This window comes from Curvibacter sp. GW821-FHT01G03 (assembly GCF_059422285.1).
In genome coordinates this window covers 67865-86451 of record NZ_JBWKWP010000013.1, presented here as the reverse complement: position 1 = coordinate 86451, position 18587 = coordinate 67865, and the positions used below count along the sequence as shown (strand labels likewise).

General features: G+C 66.3%; 18 protein-coding genes and 2 tRNA genes. 16 read left to right on the top strand and 4 right to left on the bottom strand.

Translation table 11 applies throughout. The annotated features are described in order from the left end of the window. Positions 1-49 precede the first annotated feature (49 nt). The 4 genes from AC07VS_RS19185 to AC07VS_RS19170 are packed head-to-tail and all read left to right on the top strand — an operon-like array spanning position 50 to position 4463. Complete coding sequence (locus AC07VS_RS19185; protein ID WP_494751729.1) at positions 50-994, top strand: threonine/serine dehydratase; 945 nt, start codon at positions 50-52, stop codon at positions 992-994. 46 nt (positions 995-1040) lie between these two features. Continuing rightward, entirely contained in the window at positions 1041-2351 is a 1311-nt protein-coding gene (serS, locus tag AC07VS_RS19180) for a serine--tRNA ligase (RefSeq protein ID WP_492348333.1), read from the top strand. A 34-nt stretch (positions 2352-2385) separates the two neighbouring features. Then, complete coding sequence (locus tag AC07VS_RS19175; protein ID WP_492348334.1) at positions 2386-3840, top strand: cache domain-containing protein; 1455 nt, start codon at positions 2386-2388, stop codon at positions 3838-3840. After that, the gene (locus AC07VS_RS19170) at positions 3837-4463 is read left to right on the top strand and encodes a response regulator transcription factor (protein ID WP_492348335.1); all 627 of its coding nucleotides are present in this window, start codon (positions 3837-3839) and stop codon (positions 4461-4463) included. The genes AC07VS_RS19175 and AC07VS_RS19170 overlap by 4 nt, the downstream gene beginning before the upstream one ends. A 43-nt stretch (positions 4464-4506) precedes the next feature. Here the strand turns inward: AC07VS_RS19170 and AC07VS_RS19165 are convergent, their stop codons facing one another. Next, on the bottom strand, positions 4507-6072 hold the full coding sequence (locus AC07VS_RS19165; RefSeq protein ID WP_494751728.1) for an IclR family transcriptional regulator: 1566 nt from the start codon (positions 6070-6072) through the stop codon (positions 4507-4509). 149 nt (positions 6073-6221) lie between these two features. Between AC07VS_RS19165 and AC07VS_RS19160 the strand changes: the two genes are divergently transcribed. The 9 genes from AC07VS_RS19160 to AC07VS_RS19120 all read left to right on the top strand — a co-directional run bounded on the left by AC07VS_RS19160 (position 6222) and on the right by AC07VS_RS19120 (position 15382). Further along, complete coding sequence (locus AC07VS_RS19160) at positions 6222-7199, top strand: Bug family tripartite tricarboxylate transporter substrate binding protein (RefSeq protein WP_494751727.1); 978 nt, start codon at positions 6222-6224, stop codon at positions 7197-7199. Between the two features lie 16 nt (positions 7200-7215). Then, complete coding sequence (locus tag AC07VS_RS19155; protein WP_494751772.1) at positions 7216-8415, top strand: CaiB/BaiF CoA transferase family protein; 1200 nt, start codon at positions 7216-7218, stop codon at positions 8413-8415. 58 nt (positions 8416-8473) lie between these two features. Then, the gene (locus AC07VS_RS19150) at positions 8474-9643 is read left to right on the top strand and encodes an acyl-CoA dehydrogenase family protein (protein ID WP_494751726.1); all 1170 of its coding nucleotides are present in this window, start codon (positions 8474-8476) and stop codon (positions 9641-9643) included. Between the two features lie 159 nt (positions 9644-9802). Further along, positions 9803-11869 carry a carbon starvation CstA family protein gene (locus AC07VS_RS19145; RefSeq protein ID WP_492348339.1) on the top strand — a complete coding sequence of 689 codons (2067 nt, stop codon included), beginning with the start codon at positions 9803-9805 and terminating at the stop codon, positions 11867-11869. Next, the gene (locus AC07VS_RS19140; protein ID WP_492348340.1) at positions 11866-12105 is read left to right on the top strand and encodes a YbdD/YjiX family protein; all 240 of its coding nucleotides are present in this window, start codon (positions 11866-11868) and stop codon (positions 12103-12105) included. Before AC07VS_RS19145 ends, AC07VS_RS19140 begins: the two co-directional genes overlap by 4 nt. A 146-nt stretch (positions 12106-12251) precedes the next feature. Continuing rightward, positions 12252-12342: transfer RNA gene (locus AC07VS_RS19135), tRNA-Ser, on the top strand. A 294-nt stretch (positions 12343-12636) separates the two neighbouring features. Further along, positions 12637-13059, top strand: a complete 423-nt coding sequence (locus AC07VS_RS19130) for a BLUF domain-containing protein (RefSeq protein ID WP_494751725.1) — start codon at positions 12637-12639, stop codon at positions 13057-13059. A gap of 197 nt (positions 13060-13256) precedes the next feature. Beyond that, complete coding sequence (locus tag AC07VS_RS19125; protein ID WP_494751724.1) at positions 13257-14075, top strand: EAL domain-containing protein; 819 nt, start codon at positions 13257-13259, stop codon at positions 14073-14075. Between the two features lie 41 nt (positions 14076-14116). Continuing rightward, positions 14117-15382, top strand: a complete 1266-nt coding sequence (locus tag AC07VS_RS19120; protein ID WP_494751723.1) for an FAD-binding domain-containing protein — start codon at positions 14117-14119, stop codon at positions 15380-15382. 19 nt (positions 15383-15401) lie between these two features. Here the strand turns inward: AC07VS_RS19120 and AC07VS_RS19115 are convergent, their stop codons facing one another. Beyond that, positions 15402-15836, bottom strand: a complete 435-nt coding sequence (locus tag AC07VS_RS19115; protein WP_492348367.1) for a lysozyme inhibitor LprI family protein — start codon at positions 15834-15836, stop codon at positions 15402-15404. Positions 15837-15841: 5 nt separating this feature from the next. After that, a complete protein-coding gene (locus tag AC07VS_RS19110) occupies positions 15842-16525 on the bottom strand; it encodes a glutathione S-transferase family protein (RefSeq protein ID WP_494751722.1) in 684 nt (227 codons plus the stop codon). A 186-nt stretch (positions 16526-16711) separates the two neighbouring features. On the opposite strand from AC07VS_RS19110, the gene AC07VS_RS19105 reads away from it, so the two are divergent. After that, positions 16712-16788: transfer RNA gene (locus tag AC07VS_RS19105), tRNA-Met, on the top strand. 101 nt (positions 16789-16889) lie between these two features. On the opposite strand, the gene AC07VS_RS19100 is transcribed toward AC07VS_RS19105, so the two are convergent. Then, positions 16890-17306, bottom strand: coding sequence for a winged helix-turn-helix transcriptional regulator (locus AC07VS_RS19100; RefSeq protein WP_492348369.1), 417 nt, complete (start codon positions 17304-17306; stop codon positions 16890-16892). Positions 17307-17396: 90 nt separating this feature from the next. On the opposite strand from AC07VS_RS19100, the gene AC07VS_RS19095 reads away from it, so the two are divergent. Together AC07VS_RS19095 and AC07VS_RS19090 are read left to right on the top strand one after the other, a co-directional pair. Further along, positions 17397-18248 carry an SDR family oxidoreductase gene (locus tag AC07VS_RS19095; protein ID WP_494656847.1) on the top strand — a complete coding sequence of 284 codons (852 nt, stop codon included), beginning with the start codon at positions 17397-17399 and terminating at the stop codon, positions 18246-18248. 87 nt (positions 18249-18335) lie between these two features. Next, positions 18336-18584, top strand: a complete 249-nt coding sequence (locus AC07VS_RS19090; protein WP_494656848.1) for a hypothetical protein — start codon at positions 18336-18338, stop codon at positions 18582-18584. Positions 18585-18587: the final 3 nt, after the last annotated feature.

Genomic DNA, 18587 nt, shown 5'->3' with positions numbered 1-18587 from the left:
AGGGCTAGATACACTGCGAGCTTCGTATTTTGCGACGATTGCCCGCCCCATGATCTTGCGTTCCGATATCGAGGCCGCTTCGGCCCGCCTGCAACAGCAGGGCCCCCAAGGTTTTTTGCGTGCCACACCGTTGTGGCGGCTGCCCGGTGCCACCCTGGGGGTGGCGGCCGCCGAGGTCTGGCTCAAGCTGGAGCACCTGCAGGTCAGCGGCAGTTTCAAGGCCCGTGGCATGCTGAACCGCCTGCTGGCCCAGCCGATTCCGGCCAGCGGCGTGATCGTGGCCTCGGGGGGCAACGCCGGCATTGCCACCGCGGCGGCGGCCCGCGCCCTGGGCGTGCCTTGCGAGGTGTTCGTGCCCGAAGTTTCGCCTGCGGCCAAACGCCAGAAGTTGCGCGAACTGGGGGCCCGTGTCGAAGTGGTGGGGGCCACCTATGCCGAGGCTTTCGAGGCCTGCATGGCCCGCCAGCAAATCAGCGGGGCCCTGATCACCCATGCCTATGACCAGCCCGAGGTGGTGGCCGGTGCCGGCACCCTGGCGCGCGAGATCGAGGCCGAGGCCGGCCTGCCCGACAGCGTGCTGGTGAGCGTGGGCGGTGGTGGCCTGATCGGCGGCGTTGCTGCCTGGTTCGAGCAGCGCGCCCGTGTGGTGGCCCTGGAGCCCGAAGGGGCGCCCACCCTGTTCCGAGCCCGTGAGGCCGGCCAGCCCGTGGACGTGGCGGTGTCGGGCATCGCGGCCGACTCGCTGGGCGCCCGGCGCATCGGGGCCATCGGCTGGCAGGTGACGCAGGCCCAGGTGGGCCTGGCCCTGCTGCTGGGCGACGATGCCATTGCCAAGGCCCGCAAAACGTTGTGGAGCGAATTCAAGCTGGCGGTCGAGCCCGCCGCTGCGCTGGGCCTGGCTGCCCTGCAGTCGGGCGCCTATGTGCCGGCCCCCGGTGAGCGGGTCTGCCTGGTGCTGTGTGGCGCCAATTTCGACCCCGCCACCCTGGCCTGAAGCGCACCGCCGGAATTGCCCTGAGACCCCTCGTTAAAATCGCCCCATGCTAGACATCAATTCCCTGCGCAAAGACCTCGATTCGGTCGTCGCCCGCCTTGAAACCCGCAAAAAGCCCCAGGCCTACCTGAATGTGGAGGCCTTCCGCACCCTGGAGGCCGAGCGCAAGACCCTGCAGACCCGCACTGAAGAGCTGCAGGCCCAGCGCAACACGCTGTCCAAGCAGATCGGCCAGCGCAAGTCCAAGGGCGAGAGCGTGGACGACATCATGGCCGCCGTGGCCGCCATCAAGACCGAGCTCGACACCTCGGCAGCCCGCCTGGAGGCCCTGCAGCCCGAGCTCAACCACCTGCTGATGGCCGTGCCCAACCTGCCGCACGAGTCGGTGCCGCTGGGTTCGGACGAGTCGGGCAACGTCGAAGTGCGCCGCTGGGGCACGCCGGGCCAGTACGACTTCGAGGTGAAAGACCACGTGGACCTGGGCGAGCCCCTGGGCCTGGACTTTGACATGGGCGTCAAGCTCTCGGGCTCGCGCTTCACCGTGATGAAGGGGCAGATTGCCCGCCTGCACCGCGCGCTGTCGCAGTTCATGCTCGATGTGCAGACGCAAGAGCACGGCTACACCGAATGCTATGTGCCCTACGCCGTGAACGCCGACTCGCTCAAGGGCACCGGCCAGTTGCCCAAGTTCGAAGGCGACCTGTTTGCCGCCAAAAAGGGCGGTCAGGACGGCGAGCCCGTGCCCGACCACGCGGCGCTCTACCTGATCCCCACCAGCGAGGTGCCGCTGACCAACTTTGTGCGCGACGTGGTGCTGGCCGAGGCCGAACTGCCGATCAAGCTCACGGCCCACACCCCCTGCTTCCGCTCCGAAGCCGGCAGCTACGGGCGCGACACCCGCGGCATGATTCGCCAGCACCAGTTCGACAAGGTCGAGATGGTGCAGATCGTGCACCCCGAGCGCAGCTACGAAGCCCTGGAGGCCATGACCGGCCACGCCGAGGCGATCCTGCAGCGGCTGGGCCTGCCTTACCGCGTGATGGCGCTGTGCACCGGCGACATGGGTTTTGGCTCGGCCAAGACTTATGACCTGGAGGTGTGGCTGCCGGCGCAGAACACCTACCGCGAGATCAGCTCGGTGTCGAACTGCGAAGCCTTCCAGGCGCGTCGCTTGCAGGCCCGCTTCAAGAACGCCCAGGGCAAGAACGAGCTGGTGCACACCCTGAACGGCTCGGGCCTGGCCGTGGGCCGCACCCTGGTGGCCGTGCTGGAGAACAACCAGCAGGCCGATGGCAGCATCACCGTGCCCGAAGTGCTGCGCCCCTACATGGGCGGCCTGACGGTGCTCAAGGCCTGAGCCTGATCCACCCCGGCACGGCCAGGCTGAGCGCATGATGTTTCGCCTGGGCGGCTGGTCACCCGCGCGCCGTCTGCGCGCCAAGTTTGTGCTGCTGGCCCTGCTGCCCTTGCTGGGGGCACTGGGCCTGATGGCCCTGGCCGTCTCGCACCAGGACCATGAGCTGGCCGAGCGCGAACGCGTGCTGGTGCTTCAGACCTACATGAATGCGCGCCGCGTCGAGCTGCGCCACTACGTGGACCTGGCCGTCAGCACGGTGCGCCCCTTGTATGACAGCGGGTTGACCGATGCGGCCACGCGTCAGCAGGCGATCCAGCGCCTGGCCTCGCTCGACTATGGCAGCGATGGCTACTTCTTTGTCTACGACCTGGACGGCGAGGTGTTGATGCACTCGCGCCAGCCCGAGCTGCTGGGCCGCAACCTGTGGAACCTGCGCGACCCCCGGGGCCAGCCCACCATCCAGCACCTGATCGCCCAGGCCCGCAATGGCGGCGGGTACGTGGAGTACCTGTGGCAAAAGCCCTCCAGCGGCAAGATGGTGCCCAAGCTGGGCTACGTGGTGGCCCTGCCGCGCTGGCACCTGATGCTGGGCACCGGCCTGTACCTGGACGACATGGACGACACCCTCACCCAGCTCGATCAGCAGGTGCGCGGCAACATCAGCGCCACCCTGTGGTGGATGCTGGGCATTGCCGGCCTGGCCCTGCTGTGCCTGAGCGTGAGCGGCCTGTGGCTGAACCTCAGTGAGCAGCGCATTGCCGACCAGAAGCTGCGCCTGCTGGCCCAGCGCCTGGTGCGCTCGCAGGAAGACGAGCGCGCCCGGCTGGCGCGCGAGTTGCACGACGGCAGCAGCCAGACCCTGGTGTCGACCAAGCTGCTGCTCGAATCGGCCCTGCACGCGGTGCAGCACGGCGGGCCGCCGCCTGAGCACAGCCTGCATCAGGCCCTGGCCCGCCTGGGCGACAGCCTGACCGAGATCCGGCGCCTGTCGCACCGCCTGCGCCCCGCCATGCTGGACCGCCTGGGCCTGCCGGCCGCGCTGGAGCAACTGGTGGCCGAATGGAGCGAGGCCAGCGGCGTGGCCGCTCAGGTCTTTGTGGGGCCCCAGGTGCCCGAGCTCAGTGAAGAAATCAAGACCGCCCTGTTCCGGGTGGCGCAGGAAGCCCTGGCCAATGTGGCCAAGCACGCGGCCGCCCAGCAGGTGCAGCTGAGCCTGCTGGCCGACGCCGCGAGCCCGGGTGCCGGCCCCACGCTGCACCTGCAGATCAGCGACGACGGGCGGGGCTTCGAGGCCGAGCGCCTGCACCACGATCCGCAGCAGGGCATCGGCCTGCGCAACATCCGCGAACGCATGGCGGCGGTGGGTGGCTCGGTGGAGTTTTTGAGTGCGCCAGGGCAGGGCACCCAGCTCGATGCCCAGGTGCCGCTGAGTCCGGCGGCCCCCGGCCCCGGTGCCGGCCCCCGTTTCAATCAGGAGTCTGAAGGATGAGCGAATCGGAAGTGCGCTTGCTGCTGGTGGACGACCACCCCATGGTGCGCGAGGGCCTGCGCGCCCGCCTGAGCCATGTGGCGCAGTTCACGGTGGTGGACGAGGCCGGTTCGGCCGCCGAGGCCCTGCAAAGCCTGGCGCGGCACGACATCCACCTGGTGCTGATGGACATCGGCATGAAGCCCGTCAACGGCATCGAGCTGACGGCCCAGGTGCTGGCGCGCTGGCCGCGCCTCAAGGTGCTGATGTTCAGCATGTATGACAACCCCGAATTCGTGCAGCGTGCCCTGCAGGCCGGCGCCAGCGGCTACCTGCTGAAAGACGCACCGGCCGACGAGATCGTGGCCGCGATCGGCGTGGTGATGAGCGGCGCCACCTTTCTGAGCCCGGGGGTGGCGGGCCGCTTGTTCCGCAACGACCAGCCCAAACCCCTGCTGTCACCCCGCGAGGCCGAGGTGCTGAGTGCCCTGGGGCGCGGCGAATCCAGCAAGCAGATGGCGGCCCGCCTGGGCCTGAGCTTTCGCACGGTCGAGGCGCACCGCCAGAGCATCAAGCGCAAGCTGGGCATCGAGGGCCAGGCCGAGCTGATCAAGTACGCGGTGGAGCATGCGGGCGATCATTGATCGCTGCGTGATGGCTGCTTCATGTCTGGGTGATGGCCGCGTGTCAGTGCCGCAGGGTCTCCTCGATGGATCGGGCGGTGTCGCAAAGGGCCTCGGCAAGCGCCCTCAGCCTGGGCTCTGTCAGCGGGCGTGAGCGCAGAAGCCCGGCGTTGAGCACATAGGTGCGCCCTTCGTGCGGCGCTTTCACCGCGGTGGCCAGTGCGGTGATGTCGGCCTGGAAATCACTGGACCCACACCAGCCGTTGGCCTGATAGAAATCGACCGCCTGTTGCGCTGCGTCTTGGTACAGGCTGAATTCCTCAGGCTGATGCAGGCGCAGTCGATTCAGGGCCTGTACCCGTTGCGTGGGTGAGGCCTGGCCCAGCCAGGCCCGGCCCATGGCGGTGCGCAACAAAGGCATGGGGGCGCCGATGTCGGGGGGGCGCAAGCGTTCGTCAGCTTGCCACACCGTCTCGACATAAATCATGCTGGATCGGTACTCCAGCCCCAGCGATACGGCGGCCCCCAAACGCCTGGAAAGGTTCAGCAACATCACCCGCGCATCGCGCCTCAGGCGCAGGTCATTCAACAAGGCCTGGGTTGGCGTCAGGGCTGCCCAGCCCAACTGGTAGCGGACAGGCTGTCCACTGCGTTGCAGGAAGCCCCGCTCGCACAGGGTGTGGGTCAGGCGCACGACCGTCTGGGGCGAGACGCCCAGCCGGTCGGCGATTTCCCTGTTGCCCAGCTCCCATTGGCCGGGCTCGAAAAGGCTGAGCAGGTCCAGGCCGGCGCTCAGCGTCTGGGCCGAGGGATGCCGAAGGCGGGGCCTGGGTTTGGGCGCCGCACGGCGGGCGGCATGGAAGGGGGCTGGCCTGGGCGCCCCCTGCTCGTTCCAGCAGCGCTCGATGTGTTGCGCGAGCCGGCCTAGATCCGCCCCCGGTGTTGCCGGAAATGATGGGGCGTCGCACCTGGACCTGGGCAGCCCCAGGTTGAGGATCAGGCGCTGACCCAGCACCTCGATGTTCAGCGGGGTGGCCAGGGCGTGGACATCACTCAACCACTCGCCTGCCGAGATGCAGAAGCCTTGGCCTTGAAGCTGGCGCACGGCCTCGTGTCTGCGCGCTTCGAACTGGGCGGGGTCGAAGGGCTGCTGGCGGCTCAATTGAAGCCGCAGGTCTTGCAGCTCGTCAGTGCGGGCGCTGGCCAGCCAGGCCCTGCCCATGGCGGTGGCCAGCATGGGCAGCTGGGCACCCACTTCGGGATTGAACTGGGCGGGATCACTGCCTCGAACGGTTTCGACATAGATCATCCGATGGCGGTCGCGCAGCCCCAGGGACACGGAGGCGCCCCAGGCCTGGGCAAGCTGCAGCATGGCCGGGCGGGCCAGTTGTCGCAGACCCCATCGGGCCAGCAGCGGATAACCCAGGCTCAGCGCGCCCAGGCCCAGCCGGAAGCCCCGCTGGGGGGCGCTGTCGTCAAGCAGCCCCCGGCTGAGGAGGGCCAGGGTCAGGCGCGAAATGGTGGCCTTGGAGAGCCCGGTTCGCCGGCTCAGTTCGGTATTGCTCAGCGCCGTGCCGGCCTTGCAGAGGGCTTCCAGCACATCCAGGCCATGGCCCAGGGAGGACGCCATGCGCGGGTCGGCCACGCGTCTTGTCGTGCTGAGAGGGGGTTCTGCCGGCATGCGTTCAATATAGCGAAACAAAGCTGGAGCGTCGTCGGCCTCAGCCCTAGTCTCCCGGCAACGGCCTCCTTTCGGCGGGCTGTCGGAACGGAGACACCATGTTCAAGCGGATCGCAGCGATGGCCCTCGCTGCCGGCACATTGCTGGCACCTCACCAGGCCATGAGCCAGGCGCCCCCCTGGCCCAGCAAGCCCATCAAGATCGTCGTCCCCTTTGCCGCTGGCGGATCGGCTGACCTGCTGGCCCGCCTCGTGGCCGAGGACATGCGCCAAAGCCTGAAACAGCCCGTGGTCGTGGACAACCGACCCGGCGCAGGCGGGAATGTCGCGGGGGAGATGGTCGCCAAGGCAGCCGCTGATGGTTACACCCTGTTGCTGGCAGCCACCGGCCCGGTGGCCATCAATCCGAGCCTTTATCCCCGAATGGGGTTTCGCCCCGATGTCGATCTGGTTCCCGTCACTCAGATCGTTCGTGAGCACAACTTGATGGCTGTTTCAGCCCGCTTGCCGGTCAGCGATCTCAAGTCGTTTCTGGACTACGCCAAGGCGCGACCTGACCGCCTTTCCTTTGGTTCTCCGGGCAACGGAACGCCTGCCCATCTGGGGGGTGAACTGCTGAATCAGATGGCCGGCCTGTCGTTGATCCATGTGGCCTACAAGGGGACCGGCCCTGCCCTGAATGACCTGATGGGTGGGCAGATCACGCTCATGATCGACAACATGCCCGCGTTGCTGCCCCAGGTGCGCACCGGCCGATTGCGTGCCTTGGGCGTGGCCAGTGACCACCGCGCCTCAGGGGCGCCGGACATTCCCACGGTCGACGAAGCGGGCTTGCCCGGATTCCGATCGACAGCCTGGAAGGGCTTGATGGCCCCCGCCGGGACGCCCCCCGAGGTGGTGCGACGTGTGCAGGAGGCTGTGGCCCAGGCCTTGTTGCGCCCCGAATTGCGCAAGCGCCTGATCGAACTCGGGGCCGAGCCGGTCGGCAGCAGCCCTGAGGCCTTTGCCAAGGTGATCGCCGAGGATACCCGGACCTGGGGTGCCTTGGTCAAATCGACGGGAGCACGCATTGACTGATGCCCTCGAACCTGGCGTGCGCGGTGAAGGCCCCTTGAGCGGTCTGCGCATTCTTGACATGGCGACCGTGGTGGCCGCACCTTTTGCCTCCAGCCTGTGCGCCGATCTGGGGGCCGAGGTGGTCAAGCTTGAGCTGCCCGATGGCAGCGATCCCCTGCGGTCACTGGCCCCGGTCGAACCCGGGCATGCCCTGTACTGGAAGGTGCTCAATCGCGGCAAGCGGGGCATCACGCTGGATGTGCGCAAGGAGCAGGGGCGCGAGTTGTTTCTGCGATTGCTGCCCCAGTTCGATGTGCTGGTCGAGAACTTTCGCCCCGGCACGCTGGACCGCTGGGGTTTGAGCTTGCCTGTCCTGCATGCCCGGCAGCCCCGGCTGACGGTGCTGCGGCTGACCGGCTTTGGCCAGACCGGGCCTGACGCGAATCGGCCGGGCTTTGCCCGCATCTTCGAGGCCATGAGTGGTCTGGCCCACCTCGCGGGTGAAGCCGACGGCAGTCCCCAGCACTTGAACTTTCCTTTGGGCGACTCCATGGCCGGGCTTTTCGCCGCGTTCAGCCTCGCGGCCGAGGCCGCCTATCGGCAGCGCCACCCTCAGGCGCCGGGCCGTGAAATCGATCTGTCGGCCACTGAGGCGCTGCTTCGGGTTCTGGAACCGTTGGCCGTCGAGCGTGAACGCCTGGGGCTGGCGCGGGGGCGCATGGGCGCAAGGGCCGGCTACACAGCGCCCTCGAACGTGTACCGCACGCGGGAGGGGGCCTGGGTCACCTTGGTGGGCACATCGGACCCCATTTTCCGCAGGCTGTGCTCCGCCATGGGCCGGCCTGAGCTGGGGGCCGACCCTCGTTTCGCGACCAACCCGGCCCGGGTTGAGAACCTGCAGGTGCTGGATGCCTGGGTCGCTGAGTGGTGCGCTTCGCAAACCTTTCAGCAACTGGCCGAGCGGCTGCGTGAGCAGGATGTCCCGTTCAGCAAAGTCAACTCGATCGACGATGCGCTGCAGGACCCTCACTTTTTGGCCCGAGGTGCTTTTGTGCGTTTGCCAGATCCGGAGTTGGGCTCGGTCCCTGCGCCGGCCACGGTGCCCCGTATCACTGGCTTTCAGCCGCCGCTGCCACGCACCGGCCCCTCGGTCGGTGAGCACAACCAGGTCCTGTATCGGGGCCTGGGGTTCAGTGACGAGGACCTGACGCGCCTGCGTGACGAGCGCGTCATCTGAGTGTTCTCCTCCTGTTTTTTTCTGCGTCCATTCCACCCATCAACCCAGTGAGTCCACCATGATCCGAGATCCCCAAGCGTTTTCCCAAGCCCTGCAATCCATCGAGCGCTTTGTGCGTGAGCGCCTCATTCCGAGTGAGGCCGAGGTGGAGGCCCAGGATGAAGTGCCGCCGCATCTGGTGGCCGAGATGGCAAGCCTGGGCTACTTCGGCTGGTCCATTCCGGAAGAGTGGGGTGGCCAGGGCATGACGACCGAAGAGCTGGTGCTGGCCGCCATGGCCTTGTCCCAGGCCTCGGTGGCTTTCCGGGCCCGGGTGGGGACCAACACCGGCATTGGTTCGGAGGCCCTGGTGGCCGATGGCAGCCCAGAGCAGAAGGCCCGCTACCTGCCCCGTCTGGCCAGTGGTGACATCACGGGCGCATTCGCCTTGACGGAGCCCGAGGCCGGCTCGGATGCCACCGCGCTCAAGACCCAGGCATTGCGCTCCGGCAGCGATTACATCCTGAACGGCAGCAAGTGCTTCATCACCAACGCGCCCCTGGCGGGCCTGTTCACCGTGCTGGCCCGCACCGACCCCGAGCAGGCCGGTGCGCATGGCATCTCGGCCTTTCTGGTCGAACGCGACACGCCGGGCCTTCGTACCGGGCTGCCCTACAAAAAAATGGGACAGGCGGGCTCCCCGGTGTCCGAGGTGCACTTTGACCATTGCCGTGTTCCGGCCGCGAACCTGATCGGTGGGCGTGAAGGGCAGGGCTTCAAAACGGCCATGAAGGTGCTCAACAAACAGCGCATCCACTTGGCCGCCCTGTGTACAGGCCCAGCCATCCGCATGCTGGAGGAGGCCATCCGCTGGACCACGCAGCGGCGTCAGTTTGGTCTGCCCGTGGCGCAGTTTCAGCTGGTGCAGGCCCTGATCGCGGATTGCCAGACCGACATCCAGGCCGCCCGGGCCCTGATCCTGCAAACCGCACGCGAACGCGATGCGGGCGAGGACGTGAGCCTGCAGGCCTCGATCTGCAAATACTTTGCCTCGGAGATGTGCGGCCGGGTGGCCGACCGCTGTGTGCAGATGCTGGGCGGCAGCGGTTACATCCATGGCCACCCGATCGAGCGCTTCTACCGCGACGTGCGTCTGTTCCGCCTCTACGAAGGCACCAGCCAGATCCACCAATTGAACATCGCCAAACGCACACTGGCGTCTTTCGAGGCCCGGCAGGGGCGTCTGTGATCAGGACTCGGTGATCAGGGTTATCCATTAGGTGTTGCCGCGTGCGCACCCACGTGGTGCGACGGATGCGGCGGCCCGACCTGCTCTGGACAATTTCCGCACCGCGGCGCCGTGCCCCCACAGGGGCGGCGCCGGCCTTCTCATACAACGGAGACCTGCATGGAATTCTTGAAACGCCACCTGCCGTGGCTGGCCGTGGCCTTGCTCGGCACCTGGGGCCTGGCCACCCTGGCCCTGAGCCGCGGCGAAGCCGTCAGTGCCACCTGGCTGGTGATGGCTGCGATCTGCGTCTACCTGATCGCCTACCGCTACTACAGCCTGTTCATCGCCGACAAGGTGCTGGGCCTGGACGCCACGCGCAACACCCCGGCCTGGCGCCACAACGACGGGCTGGACTTTGTGCCCACCCACAAGCACGTGCTGTTCGGCCACCACTTTGCCGCCATTGCCGGCGCTGGCCCCCTGGTGGGCCCGGTGCTGGCCGCCCAGATGGGCTACCTGCCTGGCCTGCTGTGGATTCTGGCGGGCGTGGTGCTGGCCGGCGCGGTGCAGGACTTCATCGTGCTGTTCATCTCGACCCGACGCGACGGCCGTTCGCTGGGCGAGATGGTCAAGCAGGAGATGGGCAACGTGCCCGGCGTGATCGCGCTGTTCGGCGCCTTCATGATCATGATCATCATCCTGGCGGTGCTGGCCCTGATCGTGGTGAAGGCGCTGGCGCACTCGCCCTGGGGCACGTTCACGGTGATGGCCACCGTGCCGGTCGCGCTGTTCATGGGCTTTTACGTGCGCTACCTGCGCCCGGGCCACATCGGCGAGGTGTCGGTGATCGGCTTTGTGCTGCTGATGGCGGCCATCGTGGGTGGCCAGGCGGTGTTTGAGAGCCCGGTGTGGGGCCCGTATTTCGACTTCAGCCCCGAGGCGCTGACCTGGATCCTGATCGGCTACGGCTTTGTGGCCTCGGTGCTGCCGGTGTGGATGCTGCTGGCCCCGCGTGACTACCTGTCGACCTTCCTGAAGATCGGCACCATCCTGGCGCTGGCCGTGGGCATCGTGGTGGTCAACCCCACGCTGGCCATGCCCTCGATCACCCAGTTTGCCCAGGGCAATGGCCCGGTGTGGGCGGGTGACCTGTTTCCCTTCCTGTTCATCACCATCGCTTGCGGTGCGGTGTCGGGCTTTCATGCCCTGATCTCGTCGGGCACGACGCCCAAGATGCTGGAGAACGAAACCCAGGCCCGCTTCATCGGTTACGGCGGCATGCTGGCCGAATCCTTTGTGGCCGTGATGGCTCTGGCCGCGGCCTCGGTGATCGACCCCGGCATCTACTTCGCCATGAACAGCCCGGCCGCCCTGGTGGGCAACACGCCCGAGGCGGTGGCCCAGACCATCTCCACCTGGGGCTTTGTGATCACGCCCGACGTGCTGATCCAGACCGCCAAGGACGTGGGTGAGAACACCATCCTGGCACGCGCCGGCGGCGCCCCCACTCTGGCCGTCGGCATGGCCCACATCCTGCACCAGGCCGTGGGGGGGCAGGCCATGATGGCCTTCTGGTACCACTTCGCCATCTTGTTCGAAGCCCTGTTCATCCTGACCGCGGTGGACGCCGGCACCCGCGCCGGCCGCTTCATGCTGCAAGACCTGCTGGGCACCTTCGTGCCCGCCCTCAAGCGCACCGAATCGCTGGGCGCCAACCTGCTGGCCACCGGCCTCACCGTGGCGGCCTGGGGCTACTTCGTCTACCAGGGCGTGCAAGACCCGCTGGGTGGCATCAACACCCTGTGGCCGCTGTTTGGCATCTCCAACCAGATGCTGGCGGCCGTGGCCCTGATGCTGGGCACCGTGGTGCTGTTCAACATGAAGCGCGAGCGCTACGCCTGGGTGACGGCGCTGCCGGCGGCCTGGCTGCTGGCCTGCACCCTGTCGGCGGGCTGGCTGAAGATCTTCTCCAGCGATGTGAAGGTGGGCTTTCTGGCCCATGCCAACCGTTATGCCGACGCCCTGGCCCAGGGCCAGGTGCTGGCCCCCGCCAAGACGGCAGCAGCCATGGCCCGGGTGATCTTCAACGACCGCCTGGACGCCGGCCTGTGCGTGCTGTTCATGGCCGTGGTGCTGAGCACCCTGGTCTACAGCGTGCGCGCCTGTCTGCGCGCCCGCGGCCAGGCCAGGGACCAGACCCGCGAAGTGCCCTACCAGCCCCTGCCGGCCGAGGCCCGGGCATGAGCGCAGCGCCCACCACCGCAGCGGCGCCCGCCGCCGCCAGCCCGCTGCTGGAGGCCGGGCGCTACATTGCCCAGTCGTTTCGCCTGATGGTGGGCCAGCCCAGCTACGACACCTACGTGGCCCACCGCCAGCGCACCCACCCCGGCGAGCCGGTGATGAGCTACGAGGCCTTCTTCCGTGAGCGCCAGGAGGCCCGCTACGGGGGCGGCAAAGGGCGAATGGGGCGTTGTTGCTGAGATTCTTCAAAAGGCCCAAAAAACCCTGCTAGAATTCGAGGCTCGACAAACGGCGCTAAGCCGAATGTCAAAAAATTCAGCTCTGCGGTCTCTCGCAGAGCGGCTTTCAAAGCTGGCCAAACTGGCATTGAAAGTTTCGGGACCACGGAGAGATGGCAGAGTGGTCGAATGCGTCGGACTCGAAATCCGATATACAGTTATGCTGTATCGAGGGTTCGAATCCCTCTCTCTCCTCCAAGACAACGGTCTGTTGCTACTGAAAAGCTAGCGCAGACCGTTTTTCTTTGTCGGTGCAAAAAATGAAATTCCGGCCAACGCCGGCGGCGGTGCCGTCGCGCACCTTCCCGTCCCACCCTTGTCTCGATGCCGGGCCCTTTGGGCTTCTGCGTTGTTGGCGTGCCTGAAGGAAGGCGAAGCCACCCCATGGAGTCCAGAGGGGGGCAGGGGGGGTGTGGCGGTGAATAGCCTTTCAGGCGTCGGGTTTCATGCAAGTGCCTAGACTGGGGCACCCGCCATGAGGAACATCGCCAAATGCTCATCCGCCTGACCTATGCCAGCCGCACCAAGGGAGTGCTCGGCCCGGCAGATGTCAAAGACATCATCCGGACGTCTCAACGCAACAATGCCAAAGTCGGCGTGACCGGTGCCCTGCTGCTGGTGGATGGTGTGTTTTTACAGTGCCTTGAAGGCAGCGTCGCCTCTGTGAATGCGCTTTATCACCGGATTGCGCTGGACTCTCGCCATCAGCAGACTTGCATTCTGGCTTTTTCAGAAATCGATCGGCGCCTGTTTGGTGGGTGGAGCATGGGGCTGGTGCCCGCTGTTGCAGACAACCTGTCGCTGTTGTTTTCTTATTCGCCGGCGGTGGGCTTTGATCCCTTTGCCCTGAGAGCCACGGCTTTGGATGCCTTGTTTTCCGAACTGGTGACGCGGGCCCGTGTGCTGAGTGACTGATCCTGAGGCCTTGTGGCAGCCCGGTGGCAACATCACTGGCTGAAGGCTGGGTTTGCATGCAAAAGCTGGCGTGAGTTCGGCTCGGGCCACCATGAATCTCCGGCTGTCCATCGAATTGGAACGTGGTAGAACCTGGGGGCGGGACGTTCGGGTGGCGCTTCCATTTCCGAGGCCATGGCTGCCCCGCCATTCACATCATGTCGACAGAGTCTTCTCTTTCCAACGCAGGGAACAGATCCTTCCCGGACACGTTCATCCCTTTGGTGGGCAGTGCTCAAGATTGCATCGATTGCGGTCGTGGCGAGCGTGTGGGGTTTGCCTTCGATTATGCGTATCAGCCCATCGTGGATCTGGCGCGCAAGGCGGTGTTCGCGCATGAAGCCTTGGTGCGCGGGCCGAATGGTGAGGGGGCGGCAAGCGTTCTGGCGCAGGTCAATGATGTGAATCGCTACAGCTTTGACCAGGCCTGCCGCGTGAAGGCCATCAAGGGGGCGAAGGCGCTTGGGATTCAAGAGCCGATTTCCATCAACTTTCTGCCCAACGCCATCTACCAACCCGAAGTCTGCATCCGCACCACGCTGGAAGCGGCCCGGGTGCATGGTTTTCCGTTGGACCACATCATCTTTGAGGTGACCGAGGGCGAACGGATCGAGGATGGGCCGTGGTTTGCCAGCATTCTTCGTGAATACAAGCGTTGTGGCTTCAAGACAGCCATTGATGACTTCGGGGCAGGCTACGCCGGGCTCAAGCTGCTGTCAGACTTTCAGCCTGATCTGGTCAAGATCGACATGGATTTGATTCGCGGTGTCGATCTGAACCCGGCGCGGCAGGCGATTGTCCGAAGCCTGGTGAGCCTGAGCCGCGAGATGGCCATCACCCTCATCGCCGAGGGGGTGGAGACTGCCTCTGAGCGAGATTTTCTGTTGGATCAGGGCATTGAATTGATGCAGGGCTATCTGTTTGCGCGCCCGGCTTTCCGTGCCATGGCCACGCTCCACCCTGACGCCTATCGTTGAACCTGCCCGTGGCTTGGCCACGCCCTCTCCCAAGACACTTCATGAGTCGATGGCATCAGACTGAAGGCCCGGACGATGGGCCGCAGGCCAGGCCTCTCGCCCCGGGTTGGCTTGTCAGCAAAACCCAAGCCCCGCCCACGCAGGCTGAGGCCCAGGCCCGCCTGGCCGCGCTGGACCCTGTCGCCTATGCGCGCACCCGCAATTCGCTGGAGGGGGCCGTCAGCGGGCTGTCACCCTACATCACCCATGGTTTGCTGAGCCTGCCGCAGGTGTTGGCCGGCGTGCACGAGCGCCACCCGATCGAGGTGCAGCACAAGTGGGTCTACGAACTGGGCTGGCGCGAATTTGGTCGCCATGTCTGGGGGCGGCTGGGGGACGGTATTTTTCAGTCTTTGCATCCTGGCCCCTTGCCGGACGAGGCGTATGCGCCGCAGCTGCCGCCTGACGTCCGGCTGGGCTGCACGGGTGTGCCGGCGGTCGATCAGGCCGTGCGGGCCTTGTACGCCACGGGCTACCTGCACAACCACGCCCGCATGTGGCTGGCGAGCTATGTGGTGCATGTGCGCAAGGTGCATTGGCGTGCGGGGGCTGATTGGCTGTATGGCCACTTGCTGGACGGCGATCTGGCGAGCAACCACCTGAGTTGGCAATGGGTGGCGGGCACGGGCAGCAGCAAGCCCTATGTGTTCAATGCCGAGAATGTGGCGCGCTTTGCGCCCGCGTCCTGGCACAGCGAGGGCAGCGTGATCGACACCCGCTACGAAGCGCTGGACATGATGGCGCGCAGCCCTGGCGCTGTGTCACCAGGGGCTGCGCTGGCGCCTGCGCTGAATGAGCCCGCATTGCACAGCCAGCCCCCCGAGGGGCTGCGGACCCACTCGCCCCAGGCTGCGGATGTGGCGGGCCGGGAGGTCTGGCTGGTGCACCCCTGGCAGCTGGGGGCCTTGCCTGCGGATCTGCCGGCTGACACGGTGGTGATCGGCCTGTGGCTGGCGGATTTTCACCAAGCCTGGCCCTGGAGCGAGGCGCGCTGGCGCTTTGTCGGAACACGGCTGGCCGAGCTGACCAGTCTGTCATGGTGGGGCGATGCCGAGGCGGTGGGCTGCGCCCTTGCCGCCGCGCGCAAGGTGCGCTGCGTGGCCGAGCCGCACTTGCAGTCTTGGCTGAGCCGATGGGCAACTTGCCTGCCGGCGCCCAGGCTGTTCCCGCTGGTGGAGCGGCCCTGTACCTCGTTTTCGCAGTGGTGGACTCGGGCCTCCAAAGGGTTCACCAGCGCTGGCGATCTACTGGGCCAAAGCCGCGGCTGAAAGGCAGCGACTGGGTGCCTCAGTTGCCTGGGCAACCGTCCTGGGTGCAGTTGAATTGTTGTCGCAGGATGCGCAGCCGCGCCTCGGTGTGCTCGCTCAGGCAGGTGTTTTGCAGCAGAGGCCAGATCGTGCCCGATTCTTCACGCGGCCCGTTGCGGTACAGGCAATCGGCCTCGGCGTACTTCAGCCAGGCGCGCTGGGCTTCGCGGTAGCGCTGCGCATCCACCTTGGACGACATGCGGGCCAGGTGCGCCTGGTACAGCCGGTTCAACTCGGCATCCCCCTTTTTGTAGCGGTGAAAAGAGCACAGGTTCAAGCTCATCTGGTTGGCCTCGCAGTTTTTCAGGGCCTCGGCCTCCAGCGCGGCTTGGCTGCCGGGCGGGGCGTTGGTCTGGGCATCGGCCAGGCAGCACCCCAGTACCAGGGCCAGGCCGGCCAGCGATGCGGGCTTCATGGCCATCACATCACCACCGGCCCGCCTTGGGCGATGGCGCGCTGGTAGGCTGGGCGCGCGTTCATGCGCTGGCAGAAGGCCGCCAGGTGCGGATAGCGGTCGGCCTTGCCGGCGCGGGACAGGGCGGCCTCCACCGCAAAGCTCATCTGAAAGTCGGCCAGTGTCAGTACCGGCCCGGCAAACCAGGTGTGGGTGGCCAGGTGGCTGTCCATGAAGGCCATGGCCGTGTCCACATTGGGGTTGATCAGTGCGGCCTGCACCTTGGCGCAGAGCTGGCGGGCGATGGGGCGCACGAAGAAGGGCATGGGCTGGGTCGGGATGGTCATGAACACCAGCTTCATCACCAGCCAGTTCATCAACGAGCCTTCGGCGTAGTGCATCCAGAAGCGGCATTGCCGATGCTCCTCGGTACCGCGGGCGGGCTCCAGGCCGGCCAGTTCACCGCTCAGGCTCTGGCCATATTGCTCGGCCAGGTACTCCAGGATGGCCCCGGACTCGGCCACCGTGATGGATCCATCGGTGATCACCGGCGATTTGCCCAGCGGGTGGATCGCCTTGAGTTCGGGCGGCGCCAGGCGGGTCTTGGGGTCGCGCTTGTAAGTCTTGATCTGGTAGGGCAGGCCCAGTTCTTCGAGCAGCCAGAGCACGCGCTGCGAACGCGAGGTTTCGAGGTGGTGGACGGTGATCATGCGGTTCCAGGGGGTGGGTTGCAGGAGGGCCGGGCGATGGAAGCTGCCGAGCACGGCGCGATTGTCATCGCTTTGGCGCTCGCCTGTGTCTCAGCCTGGCAAAGCACCGGCGGGGGGGCTGGCAGTTTTTAAAACTTATTTTTCTATCAACGGAATTTCATATTCCGAACACTGTTATGATTCGGCTGCGCGGTGGAGCAGCCTGGTAGCTCGTTGGGCTCATAACCCAAAGGTCGCAAGTTCAAATCCTGCCCGCGCAACCAATACCCAAGCCCTTGCGGCTTGTAGCAAACGCCCACTGATCAGTGGGCGTTTTGCTTTGTGCTCGGTCAACACGCAGGCCGGCACCCCCAGATTCAGGGCCTCAGGGGCTTTTGGCTTGCGCCGATTCGCGCGCACTGAGGATCACGGGCAGGCTCTGCTCGATCCAGTTGGCCAGGTCTTCCACCCGCTGGCTGACCTGCTGCCCCACTGGCGTCAGTGAGTACTCCACATGGGGCGGAATCACCGGGTGGGCCACCCGCAGCACAAAGCCATCCTGCTCCAGCGTCTGCAGGGTCTGCGCCAACATCTTTTCACTGATGCCCTTGATCTTGCGGCGCAGGTCGCTGAAGCGGTGCGTGCCGCCCCGCAGAGCCACCAGAATCAACACCCCCCAACGGCTGGTGACGTTGCGCAGCACCTCGCGCGAAGGGCAGGCCTCGGAGAACACATCGCCCCGGGCCATGCGTTCGGCCAGGGTGCCGGCCAGGGGGATGTCCTCAGGGCGTGTTTTGTTCATGGCGCTTACCTTTTTGTGCGTACTTGCGAAAAGTTAGTGTCGTCGCAATCATAGCGGCTCATCTCTTTTTCAAGCACAGGAAAGCATCTCATGATCGTCGTCACTGGCGCCACCGGCCAACTGGGTCAACTCGTCATTCAATCGCTGCTGCGCAGCGTGCCCGCTTCGCAAATCGTCGCCGCCGTGCGCCAGCCAGCCAAGGCCAGCGCGCTGGCCGCCCTGGGCGTGCAGGTGCGCGAGGCCGACTACAACCGCCCGGCCACCCTGGACGCCGCCTTCGCTGGCGCGGACAAGGTGTTGCTGATTTCTTCGAGCGAGGTGGGCCAACGCCAGCCTCAGCATCAGAACGTGATCGATGCCGCGGTGCGCGCCGGCGTCAAGCTGCTGGCCTACACCAGCCTGCTGAGGGCCGATACCTCGCCCCTGGGCCTGGCGGCCGAGCACTTGGCCACCGAGCGTGCCCTGAAGGCCTCGGGCCTGCCCCATGTGTTGCTGCGCAATGGCTGGTACACCGAGAACTACCTGGCCAGTGTGCCGGCTGCGTTGGCGCACGGTGCCTTGATTGGCAGCGCGGGCGACGGGCGCATCTCGTCGGCCGCGCGGGCTGACTATGCCGACGCCGCGGCTGCCGTACTCACTCAGGCCGATCAGGCCGGCAAGGTCTATGAGCTGGCGGGCGACAGCGCCTACACCCTGAGCGAATTGGCCGCCGAGCTCAGTCAGGCCACGGGCAAGACCGTCCCGTATGTGAACCTGCCCGAGGCAGACTTCAAGGGGGCGCTGCTTCAGGCCGGTCTGCCGGAGCCCATTGCCGAACTGCTGGCCAACTCGGATGCCGGTGCGGCCCAGGGCGGCTTGTACGAGGGCAGCGGCCAGTTGGGCCGCTTGATCGCGCGCCCCACCACGCCCCTGGCCACGCTGCTGCAGGCCAGCCTGGGCTGAGCCTGCGATGCGCTGGCGGGCGGGGTCGGCGCGGCTCGCCAGCGCTTATCCTGCCTGCTGTCTGTCCGCCACCAGGAGCCCGTACCCATGTCCGACCTTCGCCAAACCTTGCGCCTCATGCAGGCCGGCCGCTGGAACGAGGCGCATGACCGCATCCAGCACGACGATTCCATGCTGGCGGCCTGGCTGCACGGCCTGCTGCACCTTCAAGAGGGCGACCTGGAAGATGCCGAGAACTGGTACAACCGCGCCGCCCGGCACTTTCGCAGCCGCGGCAGCCTGGCGCAGGAGATGGCCCTGTTCGAGGCGGCGTTGACCCGCGAGCCGGGGCCATGAGCG

Coding starts and splice junctions, on each gene's coding strand:
- AC07VS_RS19185 (WP_494751729.1), top strand. CDS start 50: ATGATCTTGCGTTCCGATATCGAGGCCGCTTCGGCCCGCCTGCAACAG.
- serS (WP_492348333.1), top strand. CDS start 1,041: ATGCTAGACATCAATTCCCTGCGCAAAGACCTCGATTCGGTCGTCGCC.
- AC07VS_RS19175 (WP_492348334.1), top strand. CDS start 2,386: ATGATGTTTCGCCTGGGCGGCTGGTCACCCGCGCGCCGTCTGCGCGCC.
- AC07VS_RS19170 (WP_492348335.1), top strand. CDS start 3,837: ATGAGCGAATCGGAAGTGCGCTTGCTGCTGGTGGACGACCACCCCATG.
- AC07VS_RS19165 (WP_494751728.1), bottom strand. CDS start 6,072: ATGGCGTCCTCCCTGGGCCATGGCCTGGATGTGCTGGAAGCCCTCTGC.
- AC07VS_RS19160 (WP_494751727.1), top strand. CDS start 6,222: ATGTTCAAGCGGATCGCAGCGATGGCCCTCGCTGCCGGCACATTGCTG.
- AC07VS_RS19150 (WP_494751726.1), top strand. CDS start 8,474: ATGATCCGAGATCCCCAAGCGTTTTCCCAAGCCCTGCAATCCATCGAG.
- AC07VS_RS19145 (WP_492348339.1), top strand. CDS start 9,803: ATGGAATTCTTGAAACGCCACCTGCCGTGGCTGGCCGTGGCCTTGCTC.
- AC07VS_RS19140 (WP_492348340.1), top strand. CDS start 11,866: ATGAGCGCAGCGCCCACCACCGCAGCGGCGCCCGCCGCCGCCAGCCCG.
- AC07VS_RS19130 (WP_494751725.1), top strand. CDS start 12,637: ATGCTCATCCGCCTGACCTATGCCAGCCGCACCAAGGGAGTGCTCGGC.
- AC07VS_RS19125 (WP_494751724.1), top strand. CDS start 13,257: ATGTCGACAGAGTCTTCTCTTTCCAACGCAGGGAACAGATCCTTCCCG.
- AC07VS_RS19120 (WP_494751723.1), top strand. CDS start 14,117: ATGAGTCGATGGCATCAGACTGAAGGCCCGGACGATGGGCCGCAGGCC.
- AC07VS_RS19115 (WP_492348367.1), bottom strand. CDS start 15,836: ATGAAGCCCGCATCGCTGGCCGGCCTGGCCCTGGTACTGGGGTGCTGC.
- AC07VS_RS19110 (WP_494751722.1), bottom strand. CDS start 16,525: ATGATCACCGTCCACCACCTCGAAACCTCGCGTTCGCAGCGCGTGCTC.
- AC07VS_RS19100 (WP_492348369.1), bottom strand. CDS start 17,306: ATGAACAAAACACGCCCTGAGGACATCCCCCTGGCCGGCACCCTGGCC.
- AC07VS_RS19095 (WP_494656847.1), top strand. CDS start 17,397: ATGATCGTCGTCACTGGCGCCACCGGCCAACTGGGTCAACTCGTCATT.
- AC07VS_RS19090 (WP_494656848.1), top strand. CDS start 18,336: ATGTCCGACCTTCGCCAAACCTTGCGCCTCATGCAGGCCGGCCGCTGG.